19 protein-coding genes are annotated in these 22,581 nt (G+C 62.5%); 8 read left to right on the top strand and 11 right to left on the bottom strand.

Features of this window, described 5'->3' with window-relative positions; genetic code table 11:
- Positions 1–51 precede the first annotated feature (51 nt).
- Positions 52–867, top strand: a complete 816-nt coding sequence (locus ACFULT_RS08360; protein ID WP_378481199.1) for an SDR family NAD(P)-dependent oxidoreductase — start codon at positions 52–54, stop codon at positions 865–867.
- Between the two features lie 101 nt (positions 868–968).
- On the opposite strand, the gene ACFULT_RS08355 is transcribed toward ACFULT_RS08360, so the two are convergent.
- From ACFULT_RS08355 to ACFULT_RS08315, 9 genes are all read right to left on the bottom strand, one after another.
- The gene (locus tag ACFULT_RS08355) at positions 969–1,943 is read right to left on the bottom strand and encodes a helix-turn-helix domain-containing protein (protein ID WP_037113815.1); all 975 of its coding nucleotides are present in this window, start codon (positions 1,941–1,943) and stop codon (positions 969–971) included.
- 249 nt (positions 1,944–2,192) lie between these two features.
- Positions 2,193–3,005, bottom strand: a complete 813-nt coding sequence (locus ACFULT_RS08350) for an ATP-binding cassette domain-containing protein (protein WP_094721600.1) — start codon at positions 3,003–3,005, stop codon at positions 2,193–2,195.
- 6 nt (positions 3,006–3,011) lie between these two features.
- Positions 3,012–4,070 carry an ABC transporter permease gene (locus ACFULT_RS08345; RefSeq protein ID WP_378481198.1) on the bottom strand — a complete coding sequence of 353 codons (1,059 nt, stop codon included), beginning with the start codon at positions 4,068–4,070 and terminating at the stop codon, positions 3,012–3,014.
- A complete protein-coding gene (locus ACFULT_RS08340) occupies positions 4,067–4,372 on the bottom strand; it encodes a GntR family transcriptional regulator (RefSeq protein ID WP_378481197.1) in 306 nt (101 codons plus the stop codon). The genes ACFULT_RS08345 and ACFULT_RS08340 overlap by 4 nt, the downstream gene beginning before the upstream one ends.
- Positions 4,373–4,415: 43 nt before the next feature.
- Complete coding sequence (locus ACFULT_RS08335) at positions 4,416–5,354, bottom strand: sugar ABC transporter substrate-binding protein (protein WP_052059301.1); 939 nt, start codon at positions 5,352–5,354, stop codon at positions 4,416–4,418.
- 665 nt (positions 5,355–6,019) lie between these two features.
- The gene (locus tag ACFULT_RS08330) at positions 6,020–7,093 is read right to left on the bottom strand and encodes an alkene reductase (protein WP_378481196.1); all 1,074 of its coding nucleotides are present in this window, start codon (positions 7,091–7,093) and stop codon (positions 6,020–6,022) included.
- 122 nt (positions 7,094–7,215) lie between these two features.
- A complete protein-coding gene (locus tag ACFULT_RS08325; RefSeq protein WP_378481195.1) occupies positions 7,216–8,436 on the bottom strand; it encodes a low temperature requirement protein A in 1,221 nt (406 codons plus the stop codon).
- Between the two features lie 110 nt (positions 8,437–8,546).
- Positions 8,547–9,548, bottom strand: coding sequence for an NAD(P)/FAD-dependent oxidoreductase (locus tag ACFULT_RS08320; RefSeq protein WP_378481194.1), 1,002 nt, complete (start codon positions 9,546–9,548; stop codon positions 8,547–8,549).
- Positions 9,549–9,583: 35 nt separating this feature from the next.
- Entirely contained in the window at positions 9,584–11,218 is a 1,635-nt protein-coding gene (locus ACFULT_RS08315) for an MFS transporter (protein WP_378481193.1), read from the bottom strand.
- A 238-nt stretch (positions 11,219–11,456) separates the two neighbouring features.
- On the opposite strand from ACFULT_RS08315, the gene ACFULT_RS08310 reads away from it, so the two are divergent.
- Positions 11,457–12,080: a TetR/AcrR family transcriptional regulator gene (locus ACFULT_RS08310; protein ID WP_378481192.1), complete on the top strand. Its 624-nt coding sequence runs from the start codon at positions 11,457–11,459 to the stop codon at positions 12,078–12,080.
- A 50-nt stretch (positions 12,081–12,130) separates the two neighbouring features.
- On the opposite strand, the gene ACFULT_RS08305 is transcribed toward ACFULT_RS08310, so the two are convergent.
- Entirely contained in the window at positions 12,131–12,757 is a 627-nt protein-coding gene (locus ACFULT_RS08305; protein ID WP_378481360.1) for a TetR/AcrR family transcriptional regulator, read from the bottom strand.
- Between the two features lie 73 nt (positions 12,758–12,830).
- Between ACFULT_RS08305 and ACFULT_RS08300 the strand changes: the two genes are divergently transcribed.
- A complete protein-coding gene (locus tag ACFULT_RS08300) occupies positions 12,831–13,769 on the top strand; it encodes an alpha/beta hydrolase (protein WP_378481191.1) in 939 nt (312 codons plus the stop codon).
- A complete protein-coding gene (locus ACFULT_RS08295; protein WP_378481190.1) occupies positions 13,766–14,608 on the top strand; it encodes an SDR family NAD(P)-dependent oxidoreductase in 843 nt (280 codons plus the stop codon). Before ACFULT_RS08300 ends, ACFULT_RS08295 begins: the two co-directional genes overlap by 4 nt.
- 148 nt (positions 14,609–14,756) lie before the next feature.
- Here ACFULT_RS08295 and ACFULT_RS08290 read toward each other — a convergent pair whose 3' ends face one another.
- Positions 14,757–15,410, bottom strand: a complete 654-nt coding sequence (locus ACFULT_RS08290) for a winged helix-turn-helix transcriptional regulator (protein WP_378481189.1) — start codon at positions 15,408–15,410, stop codon at positions 14,757–14,759.
- 52 nt (positions 15,411–15,462) lie between these two features.
- Here ACFULT_RS08290 and ACFULT_RS08285 point away from each other — a divergent pair, with 52 nt between their 5' ends.
- The 4 genes from ACFULT_RS08285 to ACFULT_RS08270 all read left to right on the top strand — a co-directional run bounded on the left by ACFULT_RS08285 (position 15,463) and on the right by ACFULT_RS08270 (position 22,527).
- On the top strand, positions 15,463–16,992 hold the full coding sequence (locus tag ACFULT_RS08285; RefSeq protein WP_378481188.1) for an MFS transporter: 1,530 nt from the start codon (positions 15,463–15,465) through the stop codon (positions 16,990–16,992).
- Positions 16,993–18,179: 1,187 nt separating this feature from the next.
- Complete coding sequence (locus ACFULT_RS08280) at positions 18,180–19,547, top strand: MFS transporter (RefSeq protein WP_378481187.1); 1,368 nt, start codon at positions 18,180–18,182, stop codon at positions 19,545–19,547.
- A 52-nt stretch (positions 19,548–19,599) separates the two neighbouring features.
- Positions 19,600–20,523 carry an SMP-30/gluconolactonase/LRE family protein gene (locus tag ACFULT_RS08275; protein ID WP_378481186.1) on the top strand — a complete coding sequence of 308 codons (924 nt, stop codon included), beginning with the start codon at positions 19,600–19,602 and terminating at the stop codon, positions 20,521–20,523.
- Positions 20,524–20,580: 57 nt separating this feature from the next.
- Entirely contained in the window at positions 20,581–22,527 is a 1,947-nt protein-coding gene (locus ACFULT_RS08270; RefSeq protein ID WP_378481185.1) for a helix-turn-helix domain-containing protein, read from the top strand.
- Positions 22,528–22,581: the final 54 nt, after the last annotated feature.

Raw genomic sequence — 22,581 nt, 5'->3', positions numbered from 1 at the left:
GTCCAGACAAGCGATCGGCATACCGGTGCTGGACACAACCCAAGGAGAAGTATGTCTTCACGTTTAGCAGGCCTGGTCGCCGTTGTGACCGGATCCAGTTCGGGCAACGGACGGGCAATAGCGCTGGCCATGGCAGGCGAGGGCGCTACGGTCGTATGTAGCGATCGATCCAAATCGGCCCGCCCAGGCGGTTATGAGGTCGACATCGAGGTCGACACCGACGACCTCATCCGTTCGTCCGGCGGTACAGCCTCGTTCTACACGTGTGACGTCGTGCATGCGGATCAAGTCGAGGGTCTGGTCAACGCAGCTGTGTCGGAATTCGGCCGGCTGGACATCTTCGTGAACAACGCCGGCACCTTCACAGAATTGCACACGATAATCGACGAGACCGAAGAACAGTTCGATTCGACGATGGCAGTGAACGCCAAAGGCGTTTGGCTTGGGTGTAAATACGCGATTACCCAAATGGTGAAGCAAGAGCCGTTGCCTGGCGGTGTGCGCGGGAAGGTCATCAACGTCGCGTCGGCAGGAGGGATCACAGGGCTCCCCGCCGAACCTGCTTACTGCGCATCCAAGGGCGCGGTCGTCAACCTCACTCGCCAGCTTGCGTTGGATTTCGGAACGTCCCGGATCGCGGTGAACGCAATCTGCCCCGGCCTGATAGAAACGGGAATGGTCCGCGATTGGCTCGACAATCCGGAGCTCGAAAAGGCATACGACGGCGCCTATCCCTGGGCAGATCGCGGCAAACCGAACGATGTCGCGAAAGCTGTTGTCTACCTCGCATCGGAGGAGTCGTCGTACGTGCACGGCGCTATAATCTCGGTCGACGGTGGCATGACGTCCGGACTCTTCAGCTCCTGATCACGGACCAACCGGCTTGAAAGTCAGTCGTCGGTGACCCCTGGCCGATCGCACTCCCTCGACGGCCCACAGCCTCCTGGCGGGCCGTCGAGGGTCGACCGCTAGCTCACCGCCTGCTGAGCCGCCGGTTCGGCGCGATACAGAGTGGGGGTGACTCCATAGTGCTCACGGAACACTCGCGCGAAGTGGCTGGGATCGCAGAAGCCCCACCGCCGTGCGATAGCTGAAATCGGATCGTTCGTGGACATCAGTTCGGCGCGAGCCCGTGCCAGTTTCCTGGATCGAACAAACGCTCCGACGGTCTCGCCGCTTTCTTCGAAGACGCGATGCACGGACCGAATCGACAAGTTGTGGGCTGCAGCAATGGACGAGGGTGTGAGATCAACGTGCTCGAGGTTCTTCTCGATCCATTGGCCGACCAGCGCTCGCAACGCTGGTCGGCTCGTGCTGGATGCTTCTCCGGCCATTCTCGGCTGAAGTGCGGCGCTGACAAGATCGAGGGTGGCATTGCGGGCCGCGGCCACCGCCGGTGGAGACAATCTGTCGACAGTGCGGGCTAGGAGGTCGAGATACCCGGTCAGGAGTTCGGTAGCGGGGAGGGCACCGTCCAGAACTGCTCCGGCGATTCCCAATCCCCTCGTCCCGACCTCTTCCAGCGCCGTGCGTGGGACGAAGAGGCTTCGCTTCGAAATAGGCTCCCATACCCGAAAACGAACTGGCCGGTTGCTATCCCAGACGATAGCGTCCCCTGGACGCATTTCGGTCTCGGCATCGTCCTGTGCCACCGACTCACGACCACCTCTGTTGATCAAGATGACTACGTATTCGTTGTCAGCGTCCTTTATCCTCGACGATCCACGGGATCCGCTACATGGATCGCATTCAGCATCCACGAGTGCGAGGTCATCGATCCACAACTTCCGTACGGTCGCCCGAAATGGCCTGCGAGGGCGGTCGGGCGACACCCGAACTGCCAGATCGACATGAGTCGAGGAAAGAACTTCTGCCCAACGCTCTTCCCGCTCCGACTCGGGCACTCCTTCCAGATCGAAGTGCTCGGTGACGACGTTTTTCATCAGTGCTCTCCCGTCCGATGCTACCGAGATCCGACTGCTGGAATCCGATCCCGGTCGCTTGACGACAGTCAAGCAAACTTTCGGTCTTCCACACCACGAAATCGGCATGTTCTCGGCACCTACAGCGTGACCACCGGCAGGCGGCCGCCCGGGCGCCCGTCAAAGTCTTACGACTCGACATGCAGAAGACCAGTACGACAGCGCCACATCCTGGTACAGGCGTGCCAGGTCGCTGGCGATCGACACGAGCTACCTGCGTAGTTCGTGGGTGAGGGTTTCGAGTTCGTCGCCGCCTGCCATTTCCTTGGTGAGATCGTCGAGGCTGATCTCGTCGTAGGTGCAGTCGAGTTTCTGGCGTCCACGGTTGAGGAGCACGAAGTGATCCCCGACCATGTACGCGTGATGCGGATTGTGGGTGATGAACACAACCCCGAAGCCTTGTTCCTTGGCAGCGGAGATGTATCGCAGAACCATGCCGGACTGCTTGACGCCCAACGCCGCGGTCGGCTCGTCGAGGATGAGTACGCGTGCGCCGAAGAAGATAGCTCGGGCGATCGCCACACACTGACGCTGGCCGCCGGACAGCGATCCGATGGGTGCGTCCACGTCGGGCAGATCGATACCCATCTTGTGCAGCTCTTCGATGGTCGTCGCACGCATCGCGGTGGCATCGAGTGTCCGGAACGGGCCTTTGCGTAGTTCCTGGCCGAGGAAGAAGTTACGCCACACCGGCATCAAGGACACCACCGCGAGGTCCTGGTAGACCGTCGCGATGCCCTTGCCCAGTGCGTCCTTCGGGGAACTGAACGTGGTGTCGACACCGTCGACGAGCAGTTCACCTTCGCTCTGCTGATGCAAACCGGCCATGATCTTGATCAAGGTGGACTTGCCGGCGCCGTTGTCACCGAGCACACCGGTGACCTCGCCGGCGCCGACGCGCAGGTTGATGTCTTTGAGGGCGATGATGTTGCCGTAGGACTTACCGACGCCTTTGAGCTCGATGAGCGGTGTCTTGCCGCCCGAGGGGGCGTTCTCGATCGGGGTTTGTGCGTGTGTGGTCATGACCGGTCACCTTTTTGCTGCGTAGTTGCGGAAGGAGTTGTTCGCGATGACCGCGAACAGCAGCATCGCGCCGAGGAAGAACTTGAACCAGTCCGGGTTCCATCCGGCGTAGACGATGCCCTGGTTGGCCATGCCGAAGATGAACGCGCCGATCATCGCGCCGATGGTCGTACCGAAACCACCGGTCAACAGGCAGCCACCGATGACGGCGGCGATGATGTAGAGAAATTCGTTGCCCACGCCCTGACCGGACTGGACGGTGTTGAACGCGAACAGCAGGTGCATGCCGACGAACCAGGCGCAGAATCCGACGAACATGAACAGCCCGATCTTGACCTTCGTCACCGGAACACCGATGGCGCGAGCCGAGTCCTGGTTGCCGCCGACGGCGAAGATCCAGTTGCCGATCCGGGTCTTCATCAGCACGTAGGTGGAGATGGCGGTGAACAGCAGCCACCAGATCACGGTGATGCGAATCGAGATGTCCCCGATCTGGAAGGACGAGGCGAAGACCTTCTTCGCCGAGTCGAAACCGGCCATGTCCGAGATCGACGGGGTCGCGACCTGCCCGGTGACGAGCTTGGTGACCGCGAGGTTGATACCGGTCAACATCAGAAAGCTCGACAGGGTGATCAGGAACGAAGGAATCTTCGTCTTCATCACCAGATAGCCGTTGAGGAATCCGACCCCGAGGGCGAGGACGAGCGCCAGCAACGATCCCAGCCAGACGTTCAGGTGCAGGTTGTAGGCGATCATCGAGGCCATGATCGAGGAGAACGTCACCGCGACACCGGTGGAAAGGTCGAACTCCCCACCGATCATCAACAACGACACGCCGATCGCCATGATCCCGATCGTCGACGAGGCATAAAGAACGGTGGCGAGAGCTTCCGGAGACCGGAACGGTGGAGCGACGACACAAAAGAAAACGAAGATCACGATCGCGCCGAACAACGCCCCGATCTCCGGACGAACCAGCAACCGCTGCAACGGCTTCTGCTTCTTCACCCGCTCATCGGTGACAACAGTATGCTTCGACAGATCCAAATCGGCCTGTGTGCTCATGACAAATCCTTGCAAGTGGTGGCTCCCAAGGAGCCTGATGTGGGTGGCGCTACGACCTTGAATGTCGAACGTGAATTGCGTTCGACGATGCCGCGTTGTTCGAGATGCCGGAATGCACGACGAACCGTTCCAGGAGCCATGTTCAACCGATCATGAAGAACAGCCACTGTTTCGAGCGTGTCGTCGATTCCGATACGCCGCTCGTGGATTGCTTCTTCGATGGCGAGAGCGAGGCTGTAGTACAGGGGCACCGCACGGGAGGGATGCAGTCGCAGTTGCGGCCCCACCACACTGGTGCTCATCATTCTCTCCCCGGTCGAGGTGCGGCGCCCCACGGCCTGAGTACTACCGGGTGCCCGCGGCCGCTAGATCTGCGATCGCGTCGATGTTGGAGTTGTCGATGAACGACGGTCCTGTCAAGACAGCCTGGCCTCCGCCGATGGTGTTCTTGTTGTTCAAGTACAGCCACAGCGAGTCGACTGCGAGGTAACCCTGCAGGTAGGGCTGCTGGTCGATGGCCCACGCGACGTCACCGGATTTGATGGCGTCGACCAGCGCAGCATTGGTGTCGAATGTCGAGATCGTTGCGTTCGAACCGCTGGCCGACACGGACTCCACTGCAGTCAGGGCAATAGGTGCGCCGAGGGTGATGATCGAATCGATGCTCGGATCCTGCTGCAGCTTGGCCTGAATCGTCGACTGCACCGACGGCAGGTCTTGGCCGTTCACGTTCAGGTTCTCGATCCTGCCACCGAAGCCCTCCGCGATACCGGCACACCGAGCCTCGAGCTGAACTGCGCCCTGCTCCTGAATCACACAGATCGCGTTGGTGGCGCCGTCCGCCTTCATCCGCTCCCCCGCGGCGATGCCGGCAATGCGCTCGTCCTGGCCGAAGTATCCCTGGAGACCGAAGTCCTGCCAGTTGTCGTAACCGGAGTTGAACGCTACGACCGGAATACCCTCTGCAACTGCAGTTTCGACGTTCGGCTTCATCGCGTCGGGTTTGGCCAGCGTCACAGCCATGCCGTCGACACCGGAGTCGATGGCATTCTGGACGAGATTGGCCTGATTGGGTGCATCGACGTCTCCCGTGTACTGGAGCTCGATGTTGTCTTTGGCCGCCGCCGCCTCGGCACCCTTCCTGATCAGATCCCAGAAGGTGTCACCGGGAGGAGCATGGGTGATCATGGCAACCGTTGCGCGGGGAGTGTCCGCCGTGCCGGCGTTGGATCCGGAGTCCGAGGACTCGGGTGCACCGCCCGTGCTGCTGCAAGCAGACAGCATCACTGCCGATGCAATCAGTGTGACTGCTACGCGACGAGACGAAATCACGTTTTCCCTCTTTCGGACGAGTTGGTTAGACCCATCTATTTGACCGGTCTAGTAGCTAGACTATGAAGCACGTCACACATGCTGTCAAGGGTCATTAGAACTCGAGCACACGGTTCGGCCGCAGAAGGGGAAATTGATCTGCTGTCTGCCACGGTTTGGGGTGCATTCCAGAAAGTTGCTGGTCGAGTGCACCGCCGGCTACACCGCGGTGATCGTTCCGTTAAGTGGTCGGTTCGGATCGACGGCATCTGCCGTGGTATAACCGCGGCCTTCTGCTCCGCAACACGATTGTCGAACGCAGCAGCGACAGGGTCCTCTCCAACGCGCAGGTACCGGAGTGGACACATTCCGGTCAGCGCTCTCCGAGTACAACGCAACAACGGTCGGGACGGGCCCCGGAGCATTTCCAGTAGACCGATCCCGACCGGTGATCATGCGTATCTCGGACAAGGTCGTGGCGTGATTCGTTGTAACGAGCCCATCAGGGTTCGCACACGTGTTCTAGCACAAATGACTTGGCGAATTTGTGCCGTGCTGCCGACACCCTGCTCGCCGCGTACGTAGATAATTGATCGACGAGAGCTCGTTGTTCTACGAAATCGCCGACCCAGTCACCCTCAGTGCTGTAGTGCCGGGTAGTCCGTGTAGCCCTCCGCACCGTCCGAGTAGAAGGTGCTCTGGTCCGGAGTGTTCAGTGGAAGGTCTTCCTTCCATCGGCGGGCCAGATCCGGGTTCGCGATGGCGGGACGGCCGACCACGACGGCGTCGCCGAATCCGTCGTCGACCAGGGACAGAGCTTCGTCCCTGCTGGTGATTTCGCCGAATCCACTGTTGACCAGAACCGGGCCGCCGAAGGCGCGGCGTAGATCCTGAACGAGATCACCCGACGGATCCTTGTGCAGCACGCTCAGGAACGCCAGACCCAGCGGGGCGAGCCCGTTCACCAGGGCGGTGTAGGTCGCGTGTACGTCGTCGCGGTCGGTCTCGAGCGCATCCTGGATGTTGTGCTCGGGTGAGATTCGGATTCCGACGCGGTCGGCTCCGATGGCGTCGGCCACCGCGTGCGCGACCTCCACGACGAACCTTGCGCGCTTCTCGGGTGTGCCGCCGTAGGCATCGTCACGCTGATTCGATGCAGGCGAAAGAAACTCGTGCAGCAGGTAACCGTTGGCGGAGTGAATCTCGACGCCGTCCAATCCTGCAGCGATCGCGTTCTTGGCTCCTTGGACGAATTCCTCGATCACCGAAGGAAGTTCATCGGTTGTCAGCGCACGAGGCACTGGATAGGGCTTCTTCCCGTCGTAGGTACGCGTCTCACCGTCGATTGCTATCGCGCTCGGAGCGACGACCTCGTAACCGCCCGTCGTCGCCTCGTGGGTGACACGGCCTGCGTGCATCACCTGAGCGACGATCAGACCACCCTCGGCGTGCACTGCGTCGGCGACATTTTTCCAACCCTCGATCTGCTCGGGAGTCACGAGACCTGGTTGACCTGGAAATCCCTGACCCGCGTGCGACGGATACGTACCTTCGGTGACGATGAGACCGAGCGAGGAACGCTGACGGTAGTGCTCGACCACCAGCGGGCCGGGGACCCCGTCGCGCCCGGACCGCACCCGCGTGAGCGGAGCCATCACAAGCCTGTTCTCGAGATCGAGGGCACCTAGCGTCAACGGAGAAAACAACTTCACGGATTCCACTCTTTCCAAACCGGGACGATACTTACATCGGCTAACCGTCGATGGCCAGTCGCGCATTCCGGTCAGAGACGATCGTCACCATCGAGTGGACGTCCCGCGTCGGCACTGGCGCGTCAGGTTTCCGTTGTTTCGATCGGACTTCGCTGACGCCGGACGATCCCCGTGACGACGGCAACGATGGCACCGACAGCCAGCACGACGGCCGATGCGAACGGGAGTGCGTTGTCCACGGCACCCACCGCCAGGACGGCAGGGATCGCCAGCCCCGGCCACGGCATCACAGTCTTCCAATCACCCGAGCTCCACCCGAGGATGGAACAGATCCCGACGATGAACAGGACGACTCCGCCGCACAGTATCCAGCGGCCCGCGTCGGTGAGTTCTCCGACGGGATGCAGGACATACTGCTGAATCCCCACACCGAGCAGAGCGACCCCCAGAACGACGGGAAGGTGCCCGTAGACATACCCGTCGGCGCGGCCGCTTTCCACCGCCCGATCGTCGTCCTGGATTTCGAACTTGGCTTCCGCACCGGCGATGTCGAAGTACATCCACCACACGGCAGCCGCAATGGTGAACCCCAACGCTGCCACCGACAAAGACGACCAGGCCCACGAAGTGTCGCGCATGCCGAGCACGACGGCCGACACCGATTCACCCAGGACGAGAATGACGAAGAGTCCGAAGCGTTCCGGAAGGTGATCTAGATGTAGCGGCACATTTTGACCCCACCGAGTCGCCGCGAACGGAGCCGCCGCCTCGACGGCGATGCCCACGGCCCACAGGACGTAGGTGAGCGGCGACGGGACGAACAGCGAAATCGTCCAGAGCACGATGCTGATGACCGTCGCCGCGAGATAGAGATCGATGGTGGTCCGTACGTCGGCGATATGGCGCCACGCACGGAAGTAGAGCCCGGCGAGAAGCACTCGGGTCGCGATGTATCCGATGCCGAACGCGACAGTGCCGCTACCACCGACGGCCGTCGTCGCACTCGCCGCCATCACCGCGACCGCGAACGTCGCGGCGAGTTTGAGTACCCGATAGAGAACGTCGTTCGTGTCGAATCGGTTGGCATACAACGTAGTTGTCACCCACGACCACCACGTGACCGCGAACAGTCCGGTGAACACCGCTACCCCGTGCCATCCCAGATCGTCCTTCAAGCCGATCGCGAGCTGATGGACAACCAGCACATAAGCGAGATCGAAGAACAGCTCCAGCCGCGTTGCGGCACGATCGTCCTTGGTTCGGAGTCGAGGCGGCTGGAACACCGGGGTGGATTGATCGGCCCCGGAATCACCGTCCGCATGTGTATCGGGGGAATCGTCCATGCCGACACATACCCCGCCCGAGCCAACTCAACCTCGGCTGGAGTTCACGCGAATCCCGGCTCAACTGCGTCGAACTGTGCCGTGAGTAGCTGTAGACAGCGTGCGAGTCGTCAAGCTTCCCGGCGTTTCTCGTGCAGGGCAGCATCGGTGTCGGCGATGGCCAACATTCTGTTGATGTCCGCGCCGGCCAGTGCACCGGCCGCTGCCGAGGGGCCGACCTGGGCAGTCAGGTCGGTGGCGTTCCCGGCCACCCACACACCCGGCACTTCGGTAACGCCGGCGATGCCGGAGGCGAAACCGAGACCTATGTTCGGCGGTTCATGCATCGGCAGGCCCAGACCATCCAGTCCCTGGGTGCGGGCTCGAAGTTGTGCGAGTACGGCCACCACACTCCGGGCCACGATCTGTCCGTCGGCCAGTCGCAGCCCGGCGAGCGCACCGTTGTCGTCGTCGACGATCTCGGTGACAGGAGTGTCGACGATGCGAACACCGCGGGCTGCGAAACGATTACGGTCTTCGTCGTCGAGGTCGGTGCCCTGGGTGAAATAAATCAGGTCCTCGGTCAGCTGGCGGAACAGGAACGTGTGAACGATCGATACCGGGCCGGTGGCGAGGATGCCGATGGGCAAGTCGCGCACCTCCCAGCCGTGGCAGTACGGACAATGCAGCACACTGTCGCCCCAGTGTTCGGCCAGCCCGGGCAATTCCGGCAACACGTCGGTGAGTCCGGTGGCGATCAGAATGCGGCGAGCAGTGATGGTTCGACCGTCGGTGAGAGTCACAGTGAAACGCAGGTCCCCGTCCGCGGACGGGAGCGCAGGCTCGGCTACCACCACCTCTCCGTGGACGACGAGGCCGCCGTACTGGCGCACCTGCTCTCGGCCCCGGCGGAGAATCTCCTGCGGCGCCATTCCGTCCAGGACGATGAACCCGTGCATCGACAGTGCAGGTGCATTGCGCGGGGATCCGCTGTCGATCACGACGACCGAGCGCCGGGAACGAGCGAGGATCAGTGCTCCGTTGAGCCCCGCGGCGCCACCGCCGATCACCACCACGTCGACGATTTCCTCGGCAACGGCATCACTGTTGTCACTCGGTGTCGTAGCGGTCATGGTTTCCTGCTTTCGGTTGTTCGACATATCCAGGGTCACCCTCTGTCTGGTGTGGTGGGCGTCAAGTCGGTTGGGCGAGCGGTCGCAGTGCTCTCGGTACGAGCCCCGACGCTCGTGGGCGTGAAGGGCCGTCGGCCCGGTAGAGCAGCGAGGACGAGCACGGTTCCGGTGGCCATGACGATTCCACCGATGAGGCTGGTGTGGGAGACGGCGTACGCGAAGGACTGTTGGACGGCCTCGACGATTGCTCGGGCGGTCTCGGGTCCGGCAGCGGAACTCTGTGCGACCTGCTCTGCGACCGCCAATCCACCACCGACCGAGTCCTTGGCGATCTCCATCGCGTCGGCAGGAAGCCGATCTGCCGCCAGGTCGGTCAGTTCGTCGCGGTATGCGGTCCCCAGCACCGATCCCAGCACTGCGATGCCCAGCGCCCCGCCCAGTTCGAGCGCGGTGTCGTTGGCACCTCCTGCGACGCCCAGTTCGGATTCGGGGAAAGTCCCCATAATCGTGTCGGTCGCCGGCGCGATGCTCACGCCGAGGGCCAAGCCCAGCATCAGCAACGGCGTGAGGAAGTGGATGTACGTCGAGCCCTCGTCGACCCTGGTGAGCAGGAACATCCCTGCTGTGCCGATGATCAATCCGCCCACGACCATTGCCCTGACCCCCAACTGAGGGGTGAACTTCCCGGTGATCGCGGATCCCAGAAAAACAGCGGCACCCAACGGCAGCAGCCGTACGCCCGTAGCCAGAGCGTCGTACCCGAGGACGAACTGCAGAAATTGCGTCGAATAGTAGAGCACCGCGAACATTCCGAAGAAGAAGACCAGCACCGCGAGCATCGAACCTGTGAACGGCCGCAGCGCGAATTTTCGGACGTTCAGCATCGGGTGCGGATGACGCAGTTCCCAGGCAACGAACGCGGCCAGACCGACACCGGCCACGACGATGGCCGCGACGGGGCCTGCGCCCCAACCCGAATGCGGACCCTCGATGGCGCCGTAGATCAAGGAGCCGAGGGTGACGATGGACAGCAGACCACCCACGTAGTCGATGCGGCCCATGTTCTCGGCCTTCGACGGCGGAACCAGGACGAGCGCTGCAACGATGGCGAGGACGGCGATCGGGACGTTGATCAAGAACGTCGAACCCCAACCGTGGTCCTCCAGCAACCAGCCCGAGACCAGGGGTCCGGCAGCGACCGCCACCCCGGATGTTGCGGCCCATGCGGTGACGGCCTTGCCTCGTTCGTCGCGGGGGAACGTCGCAACCAGCAGTGACAGCGTGGCCGGCATCACGACGGCGGCTCCGATGCCCATGATCGCCCGGGCTGCGATCAGCATCGTGGTCTCGTCGACCATGCTGCCGATCACCGAACCACCGGCGAACACCGACAGCCCCAGCACCAGCGCGCCACGCCGACTGTATTTGTCCCCGATCGAGCCCAGCACCAGCATGAGCGCTGCGTACGGAACGGTGTACCCATCGACGACCCACTGCAGATCGCTACTGCTCAGGCCCAGATCTGCGGTCAGATCGGGGGCAGCGACGATCAGCGACGTGTTCGCCATGACGGTAATCAGCAGGCTCAGACACAGCACCAGCAGAGCCCACCACCGCCGCGGGTAGGGCGCCGACATATCCGTGACGGGTGTTTTCGCAAGTAAGGGCATCAGTAGCTCCTGAGGTCGAGGGGTCCGAATCTGCGGGCCGGTCGGTTGAGAGTGCGTATCGGGCGGTCGAAAACACGTGAAGTCGCGAATCGGTACAGAGGCCGATGCGGTCAGCCAGCGCGTGGACCGTGCCACGTCCTGGCCCGGCCCCCGCAATTGGTTATGTACTCAATGTTCCATAACGTAAGACGTTCTGTACTGATTTGTCAATTACTCGGGCGCGGCCTACCTTCGAGGTATGGCACGACCACGAACGTTCGACCGAGAACACGTCCTCAATGCCGCGGAGCGCCAGTTCCGCATCACTGGCTACAACGGCACGAGTGTCGACGACATCAGCGCCGCTACCGGCCTGGGCCGCGGCAGCTTGTACGCCGCGTTCGACGGCAAGCATGGCGTGTTGCTCCACGCCATGTCCGGATACTCCGCTCGGCTGGCGCATTTCGTCCCCAAGGCGCTCGCCGGCCCGGACGACGGCGCCCTGGAACGGCTGCATCAATTCCTGTTGCGCGCCGTCAACGGTGTCCCCCTTGCTGCCGACGTTCCGCCCGCGCCCGACCGAGCAGCGGCGGCGTGCTTTGCCGCCAAAATGGCCCTCGAGCTGGGCAGCTCCGACCCCGAACTGGAACGCGTTGCCAGCGCCTGCTTCTCGACGATGGTGACCGCTGTATCCGAATGTGTGCGAGCCGCCCAACGCCACGGCGACATCGACGCCGACGCGGACCCCGACGACCTCGCCTACCTTCTGATCAGCATCGTCCGCGGACTCGATGTGGTTGGCGCGCATGGCCACAGCCCCGCCCGGATGACATCGATCGCCGAAAATGCGTTCGCGCTACTGCCCCGCCCTCGACACCGGTAGGGCGCGCACGTACGCCGCAGCCGCCGCAATGGATCGTGCGCCGGGAGTTTCTAGCTCGGGTCGTGATCCCGTAGCCCGTCGCGAACGGCCATGAGGTAGACGGCGAGGAGCCTGTCGATCGTCGTCGGATCGGCTCCCAGGTTTCCCGGTCGCCAAGCGAGCGAGAGCAGACCGTTCAACGCCGCCCACAGAGTGGTGGCGAGGTCGTCCGGATCCAAGTCGGCTCTGATCGATCCGGAGCGGGCGCCCTCTCGGAGGACCCCGGCGAGGCGGGCGTTCTGAGCCTGGGTGAGCGCTGCGATCCGCTCGACAGCGTCGGATTCATCGGGCGGTTCGACCAGAATCCGGAATTCGTGAGGACGTTCTCGCGCGAACCGTGCGTAGGCGGCGGCGACAAGCAGGAGGCGTTCCTCGACCGTCCCTTCCGATTCGTACGCAGCGTCCATGTAGACGCGACTTTCGTCGAGCGCCTCCTCCGCCACTGCGGTGAGTAGCGCCGAACGGCCCCCGACACGGTTGTAGATGGTCTGTACGGCAACATCCGCCTGCTCGGCTACCGCCTCGAGTGTGAGCGCGCCGACGCCATGAGCAGCGATGATGCCGCGTGCGGCCTCCAGCACCGACCGGCGGTTGGCAGCTGCGCGCCGTTGAGTGCGCGTCGTTCCTGTTTCGGCCATCACCGCGTAACTGTAGCCCATTCAATTCATGGAACTACTTCCATTTTTGGAACCACTTACATATTGTGTGCCTATGACACGCACCGACCACCGATTTCCGTCCGGCGACGGCCAGTGCGCCGCCTGGTTGTACACACCGACCGACGAACCCCACCAAGGCGGCAGCAGCCGTCCGATCATCGTGATGGGCCACGGCCTCGGGGGAATCAAGGAGATGGGACTCGACGCCTTCGCTCGACGGTTCACCGCCATGGGCTACCTGTGCCTCGTTTTCGACTACCGCCACTTCGGTGAAAGCACCGGCGAGCCACGTCAACTTCTCGACATCGAAATGCAACTGAGCGATTGGGACGCTGCAATCGCCCGTGCGCGCACCCTGGACACCGTCGACCCCGCCCGCATCGTGTTGTGGGGAACCTCCTTCGGCGGCGGACACGTCATCGTCACCGCAGCACGGAACCCCGATGTCGCGGCAGTGATCACTCAGTGCCCGTTCACCGACGGCCTCGCCGCAGCACGAGCCATCCCCCTCCCCGTCGCCGCGAAAGTGACCGGTCGCGCGGTGCGTGATGCCGTCGGAGCCAAGTTCGGCCGACCGCCGGTGATGATCGACACCTACGGCCCTCCTGGGTCGACCGCGCTCATGACCAGTCCGGACAGCGCTGCCGGTATCACTGCGCTGATCCCACCGGGCCTGGACGTACGCCGAGACGTCGCAGCTCGATTCGGACTCGACATCGTCCGCCATTTCCCGGGACGCAGTGCGAGCAAGGTGAAGTGCCCGATCTTCTACGCCATCTGCGAGCGCGACAGCGTTGCACCGCCGATCCCGACCCAGCGGTACGCCGCACGCTCTTCGCGCGCGGAGATAAAGCTCTACGACGCCGGCCACTTCGACATCTACGTCGGTGCCGATTTCGAGCGCAACATCGCCGACCAGCTCGACTTCCTGGGTCGACACGTTCCCGTCACCGCAACGAATGACACCGACATGAAAGGCACACGAGCGTGATCGACTACAACCTGGCCGGCCGCACCGTCGTCATCACAGGATCGACCGGCGGACTCGGTTCCGCCCTGGCGACAACACTGCGCTCCCGCGGCGCCAATCTGGCCCTTCTCGACCTGGACGGCGACGCGGCAGCCCTACAAGCTCGCACTCTCGGCCCGGCGGCCGTTGCCCGGGGGTGGGCCGTGGACGTCACCGACCTCGACAGCATCCAGTCGGCGATCGGCTCGGCGGCCCGACATTTCGGGCGAATCGATGTTGTGATCGCCAACGCGGGCATCGCCGCTGTGCAACCGCTCGAATCGATGGACCCTGCCCTGTGGGAACGAATCATCGACGTCAACCTCAGTGGAGTCTGGCGAACGTTCAAAGCATCGCTGCCCCATGTCGTCGAGCGGCGCGGATATCTACTGGCAATCTCCTCGATGGCCGCCTTCGTCCACTCGCCACTGAACGGCCCGTACGTCGCAAGCAAAGCGGGCGTCTGGGCGCTGTGCGACGCGACTCGGCTCGAACTGCGTCACCACGGCGTCGGGGTCGGAAGCCTTCACCCGACGTTCTTCCAGACACCGATGATGGACGCCGTGCAAACGGATCCAGTCGCCACCACATTATGGGGCGGCAACCGCGCGGGCCTGTTCAAGATGATCCCGCTGGACACCGTCGTCGCCGCCGCGGTGACGGGAATCGAGAATCGATCCGACATGATCGTCCCCACCCGCTCGAACGCCCTCGCCGCCCGCATACCCGGACTCATCCGTCCCATCACCGACCGAATCGGGTTTCGCCACAACGTGATCCCACGAGCAGTAGAACTCGCTTCGCACGCATCACCGTCATGAAGTCCGGCACAACGCGCCGAGATCAGGCTCGAGTGACCGACCCGCACTCACCGCGCGAGTCCATGCAGGACAACGTCTTCCGCTCGCTCGACGACATGCTCGCCACGCTATCGGACTCGTCGCGCGAGACGCGACGCGGTGACGCAGGCTATGCCGTCAGAGCGAGCGCCGTCAGCTGACGTAGCAGTCCGACTTTGATTTCCGGTCCAGACACCACAGCCTGCGAGCGCCGCGCGGTCGAACCCGACAGCGTCGCGAAAACCTGTTCCGACGTTCCGGTCACGGTGACATCAGCGGGCGCACCAGAACAGGTGACAGTCGCGTTCACTCCCGACACGTCCGACGTCACAAGCACGCTTTCACCATCCGCGTCGATGCGCGCAGTGACCGTCGGAAACCGCTTCTTCGCAGGGAGGGCATCGGGCTTGGGAAACAGCGCCATGACCGAGAACACAAGCCACCGACCGCGGCTGTGGTCCGCGCCCGCACCCGCGGACATGAGCGGCGACGCCCACCTGGCGAGTTCGACCAACGGCGCCTGCAAACCTCGACCCCATTCGGTCAACGAGTAGACCCGCGACGACACCGGCGCCGCCTCCTCGGTGGACACCACAACTCCCGCTTCTTCCAAACTGCGAAGCCGCTGAACCAGCAGATTCGTGGCAATACCAGGCAGGGACCGATGCAAGTCCGAATATCTGCTCGGCCCGATCAGCAACTCCCGCACCACCAACATCGTCCATCGATCACCCACTACATCGAGACCGCGAGCGAGTGCACAGAATTCACCGTAGGACTTCACGATCGAAGCTTACACTTGACTTTCTGAACCTTGTACTTGAAATAATCAAGCGGTGACCTCCCCACTGCAACTGCGAGCCCCCTCCCGCCTACCGGTACTGATCGTGCTGTGCTCGGCGACGCTGGCCATCAGCCTCGCCACAACCGCCATCAACGTCGCGCTCCCCTCTCTGGCACTCGAACTGCGCGCCGACAACCGACAGCTCCAATGGATCGTCGATGCCTACAATCTCCTGTTCGCGACTTTCGTCCTCGCATTCGGCAGCCTCAGTGACCGCTACGGCCGCAAAGGCGCCCTCATCCTCGGCCTGTCGATCTTCGGCGGCGGAGCAGTAGGGGCCTCGTTCGCCGACAGCGCGGCGCAGTTGATCGCCTGGCAAGCCCTGATGGGCCTCGGAGCCGCATTCGTGTACCCCACGACTCTGTCCATCCTCTCGAACGTCTTCACCGAACGAGCAGCCAAAGCGAAAGCGATCGGAATTTGGGGCGCAACAACCGGGGTCGGCGTCGCAGGTGGACCGATCCTCGGCGGCTGGCTACTCGAACACTACTGGTGGGGCAGCGTCTTCCTGGCACTAGCCGTCGCAGCCCTGGGAGCCATCACCGCAGTGCTCGTCATCGTGACGACCTCTCGTGACCCGAGCACACCGCGCATCGACGTCGGCGGCCTCGTCCTGTCCGTGCTCGCCGTCGGCACCCTCGTCTACACCGTCATCGAAGCCCCCGAACACGGCTGGGCCAGTATCGCCTCATTGGCAGGATTCGCCCTCGCAGCCGCGTTCTTCGTCGCTCTCGTGTTGTGGGAACGCAATCACAACGACCCGATGATCGACGTCACCCTATTCGCCAATATGCGATTCACCGCCGCAAGCGCGTCGGTCACCTTCGCCTACTTCGCACTGTTCGGCTTCATATTCCTCATATCGCAGTACTTCCAACTCGTACGCGGATACGGTCCATTGGAGACAGGCCTCAAGTTCATACCCGTCGCAGCATCGATCGCTGTCGGCTCCGTCCTCGGCACCGTCCTGGCAGTGCGCATCGGCAACAAGATCGTCGTCTCCGTCGGCCTGATCCTGTTCACCTCGGCTTTCGCATGGATCTCCACGCTCAGCACCGCCACCAGCTACCTCGAAATCGCCGGTCAGATGATTCCCCTCGGACTCGGACTAGGCCTGACATCGGCACCGGCGACCGAAGCCATCATGGGCGCCGTCCCGAAAGAGAAAGCAGGCATCGGCTCCGGCATGAACGACGCCACCCGAGAAGTGGGCGGCACCCTCGGCGTCGCGGTCATCGGCAGCGTCTACGCCTCGCTGTACACCTCCGGCCTGACCTCCTCCGACACAACATCGAACCTGCCCGACGACGCCACATCCGCCGTACAAGACTCCATAGGCGTCGCCGTCATCGCCTCCGAACAGATACGCGCAGCGGGCGATTCATCCACAGCGGACGCAATCACCACCGCTGCCAACACCGCATTTCTCGACGGCCTCACCGCAGGCTCCTACGTCGCAGCAACAGTCACAGCAGTCGGCGCCGTCATCGCAGCAGTATTCCTGCCATCGCGCCCCCAATAGCCTTGGCGCATCCACGTGCACTTCAGAAACAGTGGCGGAGAATCACTGCTGCGGCAGTCGAGTGTCCACCAACCCTCGGAGCGAGAGTGCCCGAGTGGAGGCTTCGAACCCACGCCGTGATCACAATGCACGTTCCTGAACACCCGAGAACGACGTAGAAAGCGGCACGCGAAAACTACTGTCTCGGTCGAGAAATCTGGATCTATACGGACTCCAGTGCCCCCAGTCGGACTCGAACCGACACTGTGCGGATTTTAAGTCCCTAGAAGTGGATCCAAGCGCACGCACATGGACGCATCTTTTCGTTGCATTGCAACGCTTTTCGTTCATCTTCGGCCAATGCCGTCCAGGGACGAATGTACCCACTTGTGACACCCTCGTGACACCGAACTTCGCGGACAGCGAGCGCCTCGGACTGTGCTGAACGAACACGGACCGCGATGGCTTCGGACGGACAAGCGGTCGAAATAGCAAGCAGAACGGCGGCGGATCCTGTGACACCGACACCCGCCACCATCACCTTTTCTGTTCCGTCGTGTATCCCGGGTATTGCGCAATGATTTCCTCCCGCAAGCTGAAGTACAACTCCCTTGGCCCGTCGTTCCTGAAGTGACCATTGGCAACCTTCCGCCCCATTCTCTGACCTCAAGCGACGAATGAGCCGTAACTTTGATGGCGACCGAGAACGACGCTGTTTTTATAGATACTCACCAAATAATGCCCTCGGTCAGCGAGTGCAGACCCGCGAGCGAGGCGAAGAGGGCGTCGAGGAAGCCTTCGGGAACCTCGTTGCCGTCAGTGCCCAGGATGGCATCGGAAGTCATCAGGTGACCGACATTGCGCACAAACAGCAGCGAACGTCCGTGCAGCGTCAGTTCGCTGCCGTCGCTGAACGACGCTGCCGTCTATGGCGGTGCGGGCCCGGTCCTCGTTCGAAGAACCTGTACCCCTGGAACCTGGCAGGCAATTCCCGCCCGCGGCAGCACATAGCGTCGGCCGGTGGGACCAAGCGCTGATGGCGCATACCGCACCGTTAGGCACTACCCGAAGCGAACCGAAATATGTAAACATCTAGTAAATCAATATGGTGACAACACATTTTGCCGGCCCAATAGCATGCTGTCACACTGTGTTTTCAGTCTCACGCTGCAAATACTCTGATCTGCGCACACCCGCAGTGGGTGGTCGTGCGACACAGCAATCGCGCTCCTCAGGGCAACCAGTGGGACGCCGCACCAGAAGAAGGCCCCGAGATGGACAAGGATCTACTTATCACCACCGCGCACTCGACTGAGAGCGTCCCTCCTGTAGACAAACCCGGATTCCTGATACGTGGTGTGAATCGCCGCGCGTGGCAGGTGACTCTGCTGTCGCTGGGCGGGTGGCTGTTGGTCAACATGGATGGCAGCTTGTTCAACTTGAATTACCCCTTGATCCAGGCGGATCTGGGACTGTCGGACGATGACATCGGTAATCTGTACGCCATTATCTATGCCGTCGGCGCCATCTCGACTATATTGTCGGGGCCGTTCATGGACCGCTTCGGACGCAAGCCGATTTTCCAGCTCTGCATGTTCGCTGCAGCGGCAGGCAGCTTGATCACCGCCGGTGCAGGCGGATTCCTCATCCTTCTGTTCGCCCGTGGTATCACCCAGGCAGGTGCCACCACCGAATGGATGGCGGGGCAGGTCATGGTTGCCGAAGAGGCGCCTGCCAAAGCCCGTGGCCGATTGATCGGTTTGGCGCAAATTGGTTATCCTCTAGGCTTTTTCGCGGGATCGCTCCTTTCCTTCCTGATTGTCCCCCACTTCGGGTGGCGCCTGCTCTTCGTCATCGGTGTGATTCCCGTGTTCTTGATGTTGTGGGCGCGGCGCAGCGTCGACGAGACCGAACGCTTCCGCGCCGAGGCCGCGGCGGAAAAGGCTGCGCCCCAACAGCGCCGCATCCGATTCGTACAGCTGCTGGCCCCCGATCTACGTCGCTCGGCCATCCTCGCCGCGATCTGGCACCTCGTGTACGCCTTCGGTGTTGCCGGAATTCTCAGCTACCTGCCGTCGGTGTACAGCCACTTCGGAGTATCTCTGGAGCACACCTACATCTCGTCGGCCGTAGCGACCGGTCTGGCGGCAGTGGGCTACTACCTCTGCGCCTACGTCGGTGACCGGATCGGTCGCCGAGAAGCTGCAGCATTGTGGCTGACTCTCGGCGCGGTGGCCGGCGGACTGCTGGCGTTCCAAGGAACCAATGTCGTGCTGCTGACCATCTTCTACTCGGGCGTCTATTTCTTCACCATCGGCCACATCACGGCCGCAGCAGGATTCGCTGCCGAAGTCTTTCCGACCCGTGTCAGGGCGACGGGGGCCAATCTTGTCGCAGGAATGGAATGGGTCGGTTTCGTTGCCGCTGCACTGGCCGGACCGCGCCTGTTTGCCGGAATCGGCTACACTGCAACACTTCTCATCTGGCTGGTGATCTGCCCACTGGTCGCAGCTGCCTGCGCAATGGGTATGCGCAGAGTTGCACCCGGAGCGAGTCTGGAAGCAATCGCCCAATGAGGACAGGCAACATCGAGTGCGACACTTAACGAATGAACGGGACGTGAACGACATGAGCGCGACAACTACACACAGGTCGACGACAACGGTCCTGACTGGACTACACTTCGCCGAGTCGCCGTCCATCGGACCGGACGGACACCTGTACATCTCCGACTTCTACGCCCATAAGCTCTTGCGGGTTGATCCGTCGACCTGGACGACCACTGTCGCGGCCGACGTCACTGGCCAACCTTCGGGTATGGGATGGCTCCCTGACGGAACCATGCTTGTCGTCTCCATGCGAGACGCGCGTCTCCTGGCGGTCGATCCGGATGGGCGGACCCGTGTCCATGCCGACCTGTCCCCTATTGCCCGCGGGGCAGCCAACGACATGCTCGTCGATTCGAGCGGACGTGCGTGGGTCGGCTCGTTCGGGTTCGACTTCTACGCCGAACTGGCCGCTGATCCCGACGCCGACCCCCTCTTCGGCCCGAACGCCGACCCTCCCACCGCTGACCTGGCCAGAGTCGATCCCGATGGGAGTGTCCACCTCGCCGCTACAGGACTGCGTTTCCCGAACGGCACTGTGCAACTGAGTGATGGCACCCTGGTGATCGCCGAGACCGTAGGTGCGTGCCTGACCGCGTTCACCATCACGGACGACGGCACCCTTACCGACCAGCGCACTCTGGTGGACATGTCGTCCCTCGGAATCGACGGACCGATTCTGCCCGACGGCATCTGCATCGACAGTTCAGACGGAATCTGGGTGTCCGACCCAGTCAATTCTCGTGTCGTCCGGATCGACGTCCTCACCGGTATCGTCACCGACATCGTCACCACATCACAGCCGTGCTTCGCCGTCGGATTGATCGGCGACGAACGGCGAACATTACTGTGCTGCACGGCCGCCAGCTCCAACCCCAACGTCGCCGGTGCCGTTCGAACCGGAGCACTCGAGATCGCCGATCTGCACGTCGGGGGTGCCCGCTGACCGGCAAGCATCGGGTTGGGTACTTGTTCGAACTCGTCAGAGGGCAGTCTGTAGGGCATGAAGGCTGAGGACGCGGCGCAGACCATAGGGGCGGTACTGGACGCGGCTTCGGCGAGCCGCGGCGTGAACGACATCGACGTCCGGGACGGGCTGGCAGACCTCGGGGTTATCGGAGCCCAACAGCTCGACATCATGAACCGAGTCCGGCGCAGCCGCGACGAGATATCGCGGCTGCGGCGACGAGAACACGAACTCGCCGCCCTGTTCTCGAGCGCCCGCGAGCTCGCCGAAGTGCGCGACATCGACGCGCTCCTCACGCGTCTGGTGAACCGAGCGCACGACATGATGGGCACCGACGTCACCTACTTGTCCGAGTTCGACACCTCCACCCGAAATCTGCGTGTACGCCAGACAGTTGGATCCGTCACCCCGGAGTTTCAGAACCTGCTCGTTCCGGCAGGTATGGGTCTGGCAAGCCGTATCGCTGATTCACGAGCTGCACAGTGGGTTCCGATCTACAGCGAGTACATAGAGGGCATACACGAACACAACATCGATGACGCGGTGTCTGCGGAGGGAATCATCTCCATCCTTGGAGTTCCGATGTTGTCGGACGGGCGGGTATTGGGCGTTCTCTTCGCGGCGACCCGACAGCAGCATGAGTTCTCGCCGGAAGAAACAGCCCTCCTGTCCGCGTTGGCAGATCATGCATCGGTCATCTTGCAGACTGCGAATACGTTGACGCAGCTACGCAGGTCCGAGGACGAGGCACGGCGCGCACTCGAAGATCTGACTGCATATCTCGAAGTCAGAGACCGGTCGAACATCGTTCACCAAGAACTCGTCCACGCCGTTCTCCTCGGCGGCGGATTTCCACAAGTCGCCGAGACACTGTCCACCGCACTTGCCCGGACCGTCACCATCATCGACGCGGAGGCATTTCCGGTCGCATCGTCCTCGGCGACGCCGAGCGGAATCGACAGCATGCACCTGTCCCCCGCAGTGCAGTCGGCGATCTCCACCAGCCGCTCCACCGGGCATTGTTGCCACGTCAGCGACTCGGCGTCGTCGACCATCGAAGTGGTCGCCGCAATCACCGCCGGCGAATTGTTCTTCGGCGCCGTCTTGCTGAGCACCGGGGAGCTGGAACTGGGGCCGGTCGACGACCGCACGATCGAACGCGCCGCCCAGGTCGCCGCACTGTTGGTTCTGCAACAGAACGCGGTTGCCGACGCCAACCGAAGAGTGCGCGGGGAGCTGATCGGAGACCTCTTCGACCCCGCACCGGAACGCCGCCGCGACCTCGACCGCCGCGCTCGAAGCCACCAGATCGTCCTGGCCCAACTCGACACAGTGCTGATCATCGTGGTCTCCCCCGATCAGCGCACAGCCACCGAGAAATCCGTCGCTGGGTACTTCGACGGCGCCGGCTTGGTGGGTGAGCACCTCGGCGTCATCGCCGCCGTCATCGCCAGTGCCGAACCGCTGCGTTCGGCTCGAGAGCTCAAGACCCACCTCGAAGCATCCGTAGCCTCTCCGATTCTGGTCGTGGCAACACCTGCAGTCCGGACCATCGACGACTTCGCAGTGCGGTTCGAAACAGGCCAACGCACAGCAACTCTGCTCGATGCCCTCGGCGTCGCCGACGCTGCCGTCACCACGCAGTCCTACGCGCCTTACATGGCCATGTTCGGATCCAATCCCGAGGCGCTCCACGATTTCATCGATGACACCATCGGTGCCGTGATCGAGTACGACCGGTCACATCGCAGCGATCTCGTCGCGACGCTGCGCGCATTCGTGCGCAACGAAGCAAGCCCCACCAAGACCGCACGGGCAATGAGCTACCACACCAACACCATCCTGCAGCGCCTCGATCGACTCAAAGTACTTCTCGGGGAAGACTGGAGACAGGACGAGCACCTGTTTCGGATCTCGACCGCAGTGCGGCTCGACGAACTTCGATATCTTTCGCGGCGCACGTTCCGCCCTCCCGAGGAGTAAGCCGACCAGCTGTAGAGAGGGTTCAACATCCCGTGAGATGTGTGAATCACACAT

Source organism: Rhodococcus sp. NPDC057297 (assembly GCF_042667435.1).
In the GTDB taxonomy this organism is placed as follows: domain Bacteria; phylum Actinomycetota; class Actinomycetes; order Mycobacteriales; family Mycobacteriaceae; genus Rhodococcoides.
Note: the sequence above shows the minus strand (reverse complement) of the source record. Positions and strands in the feature narration are given on the sequence as shown.

Excerpts from the sequence above, each read along its gene's own strand:
- ACFULT_RS08360 (WP_378481199.1), top strand. The coding sequence starts at position 52 with ATGTCTTCACGTTTAGCAGGCCTGGTCGCCGTTGTGACCGGATCCAGT.
- ACFULT_RS08305 (WP_378481360.1), bottom strand. The coding sequence starts at position 12,757 with ATGGCCGAAACAGGAACGACGCGCACTCAACGGCGCGCAGCTGCCAAC.
- ACFULT_RS08355 (WP_037113815.1), bottom strand. The coding sequence starts at position 1,943 with ATGAAAAACGTCGTCACCGAGCACTTCGATCTGGAAGGAGTGCCCGAG.
- ACFULT_RS08325 (WP_378481195.1), bottom strand. The coding sequence starts at position 8,436 with ATGGACGATTCCCCCGATACACATGCGGACGGTGATTCCGGGGCCGAT.
- ACFULT_RS08270 (WP_378481185.1), top strand. The coding sequence starts at position 20,581 with ATGAAGGCTGAGGACGCGGCGCAGACCATAGGGGCGGTACTGGACGCG.
- ACFULT_RS08335 (WP_052059301.1), bottom strand. The coding sequence starts at position 5,354 with ATGCTGTCTGCTTGCAGCAGCACGGGCGGTGCACCCGAGTCCTCGGAC.
- ACFULT_RS08345 (WP_378481198.1), bottom strand. The coding sequence starts at position 4,070 with ATGAGCACACAGGCCGATTTGGATCTGTCGAAGCATACTGTTGTCACC.
- ACFULT_RS08275 (WP_378481186.1), top strand. The coding sequence starts at position 19,600 with ATGAGCGCGACAACTACACACAGGTCGACGACAACGGTCCTGACTGGA.
- ACFULT_RS08340 (WP_378481197.1), bottom strand. The coding sequence starts at position 4,372 with ATGAGCACCAGTGTGGTGGGGCCGCAACTGCGACTGCATCCCTCCCGT.
- ACFULT_RS08350 (WP_094721600.1), bottom strand. The coding sequence starts at position 3,005 with ATGACCACACACGCACAAACCCCGATCGAGAACGCCCCCTCGGGCGGC.
- ACFULT_RS08300 (WP_378481191.1), top strand. The coding sequence starts at position 12,831 with ATGACACGCACCGACCACCGATTTCCGTCCGGCGACGGCCAGTGCGCC.
- ACFULT_RS08320 (WP_378481194.1), bottom strand. The coding sequence starts at position 9,548 with ATGACCGCTACGACACCGAGTGACAACAGTGATGCCGTTGCCGAGGAA.
- ACFULT_RS08315 (WP_378481193.1), bottom strand. The coding sequence starts at position 11,218 with ATGCCCTTACTTGCGAAAACACCCGTCACGGATATGTCGGCGCCCTAC.
- ACFULT_RS08310 (WP_378481192.1), top strand. The coding sequence starts at position 11,457 with ATGGCACGACCACGAACGTTCGACCGAGAACACGTCCTCAATGCCGCG.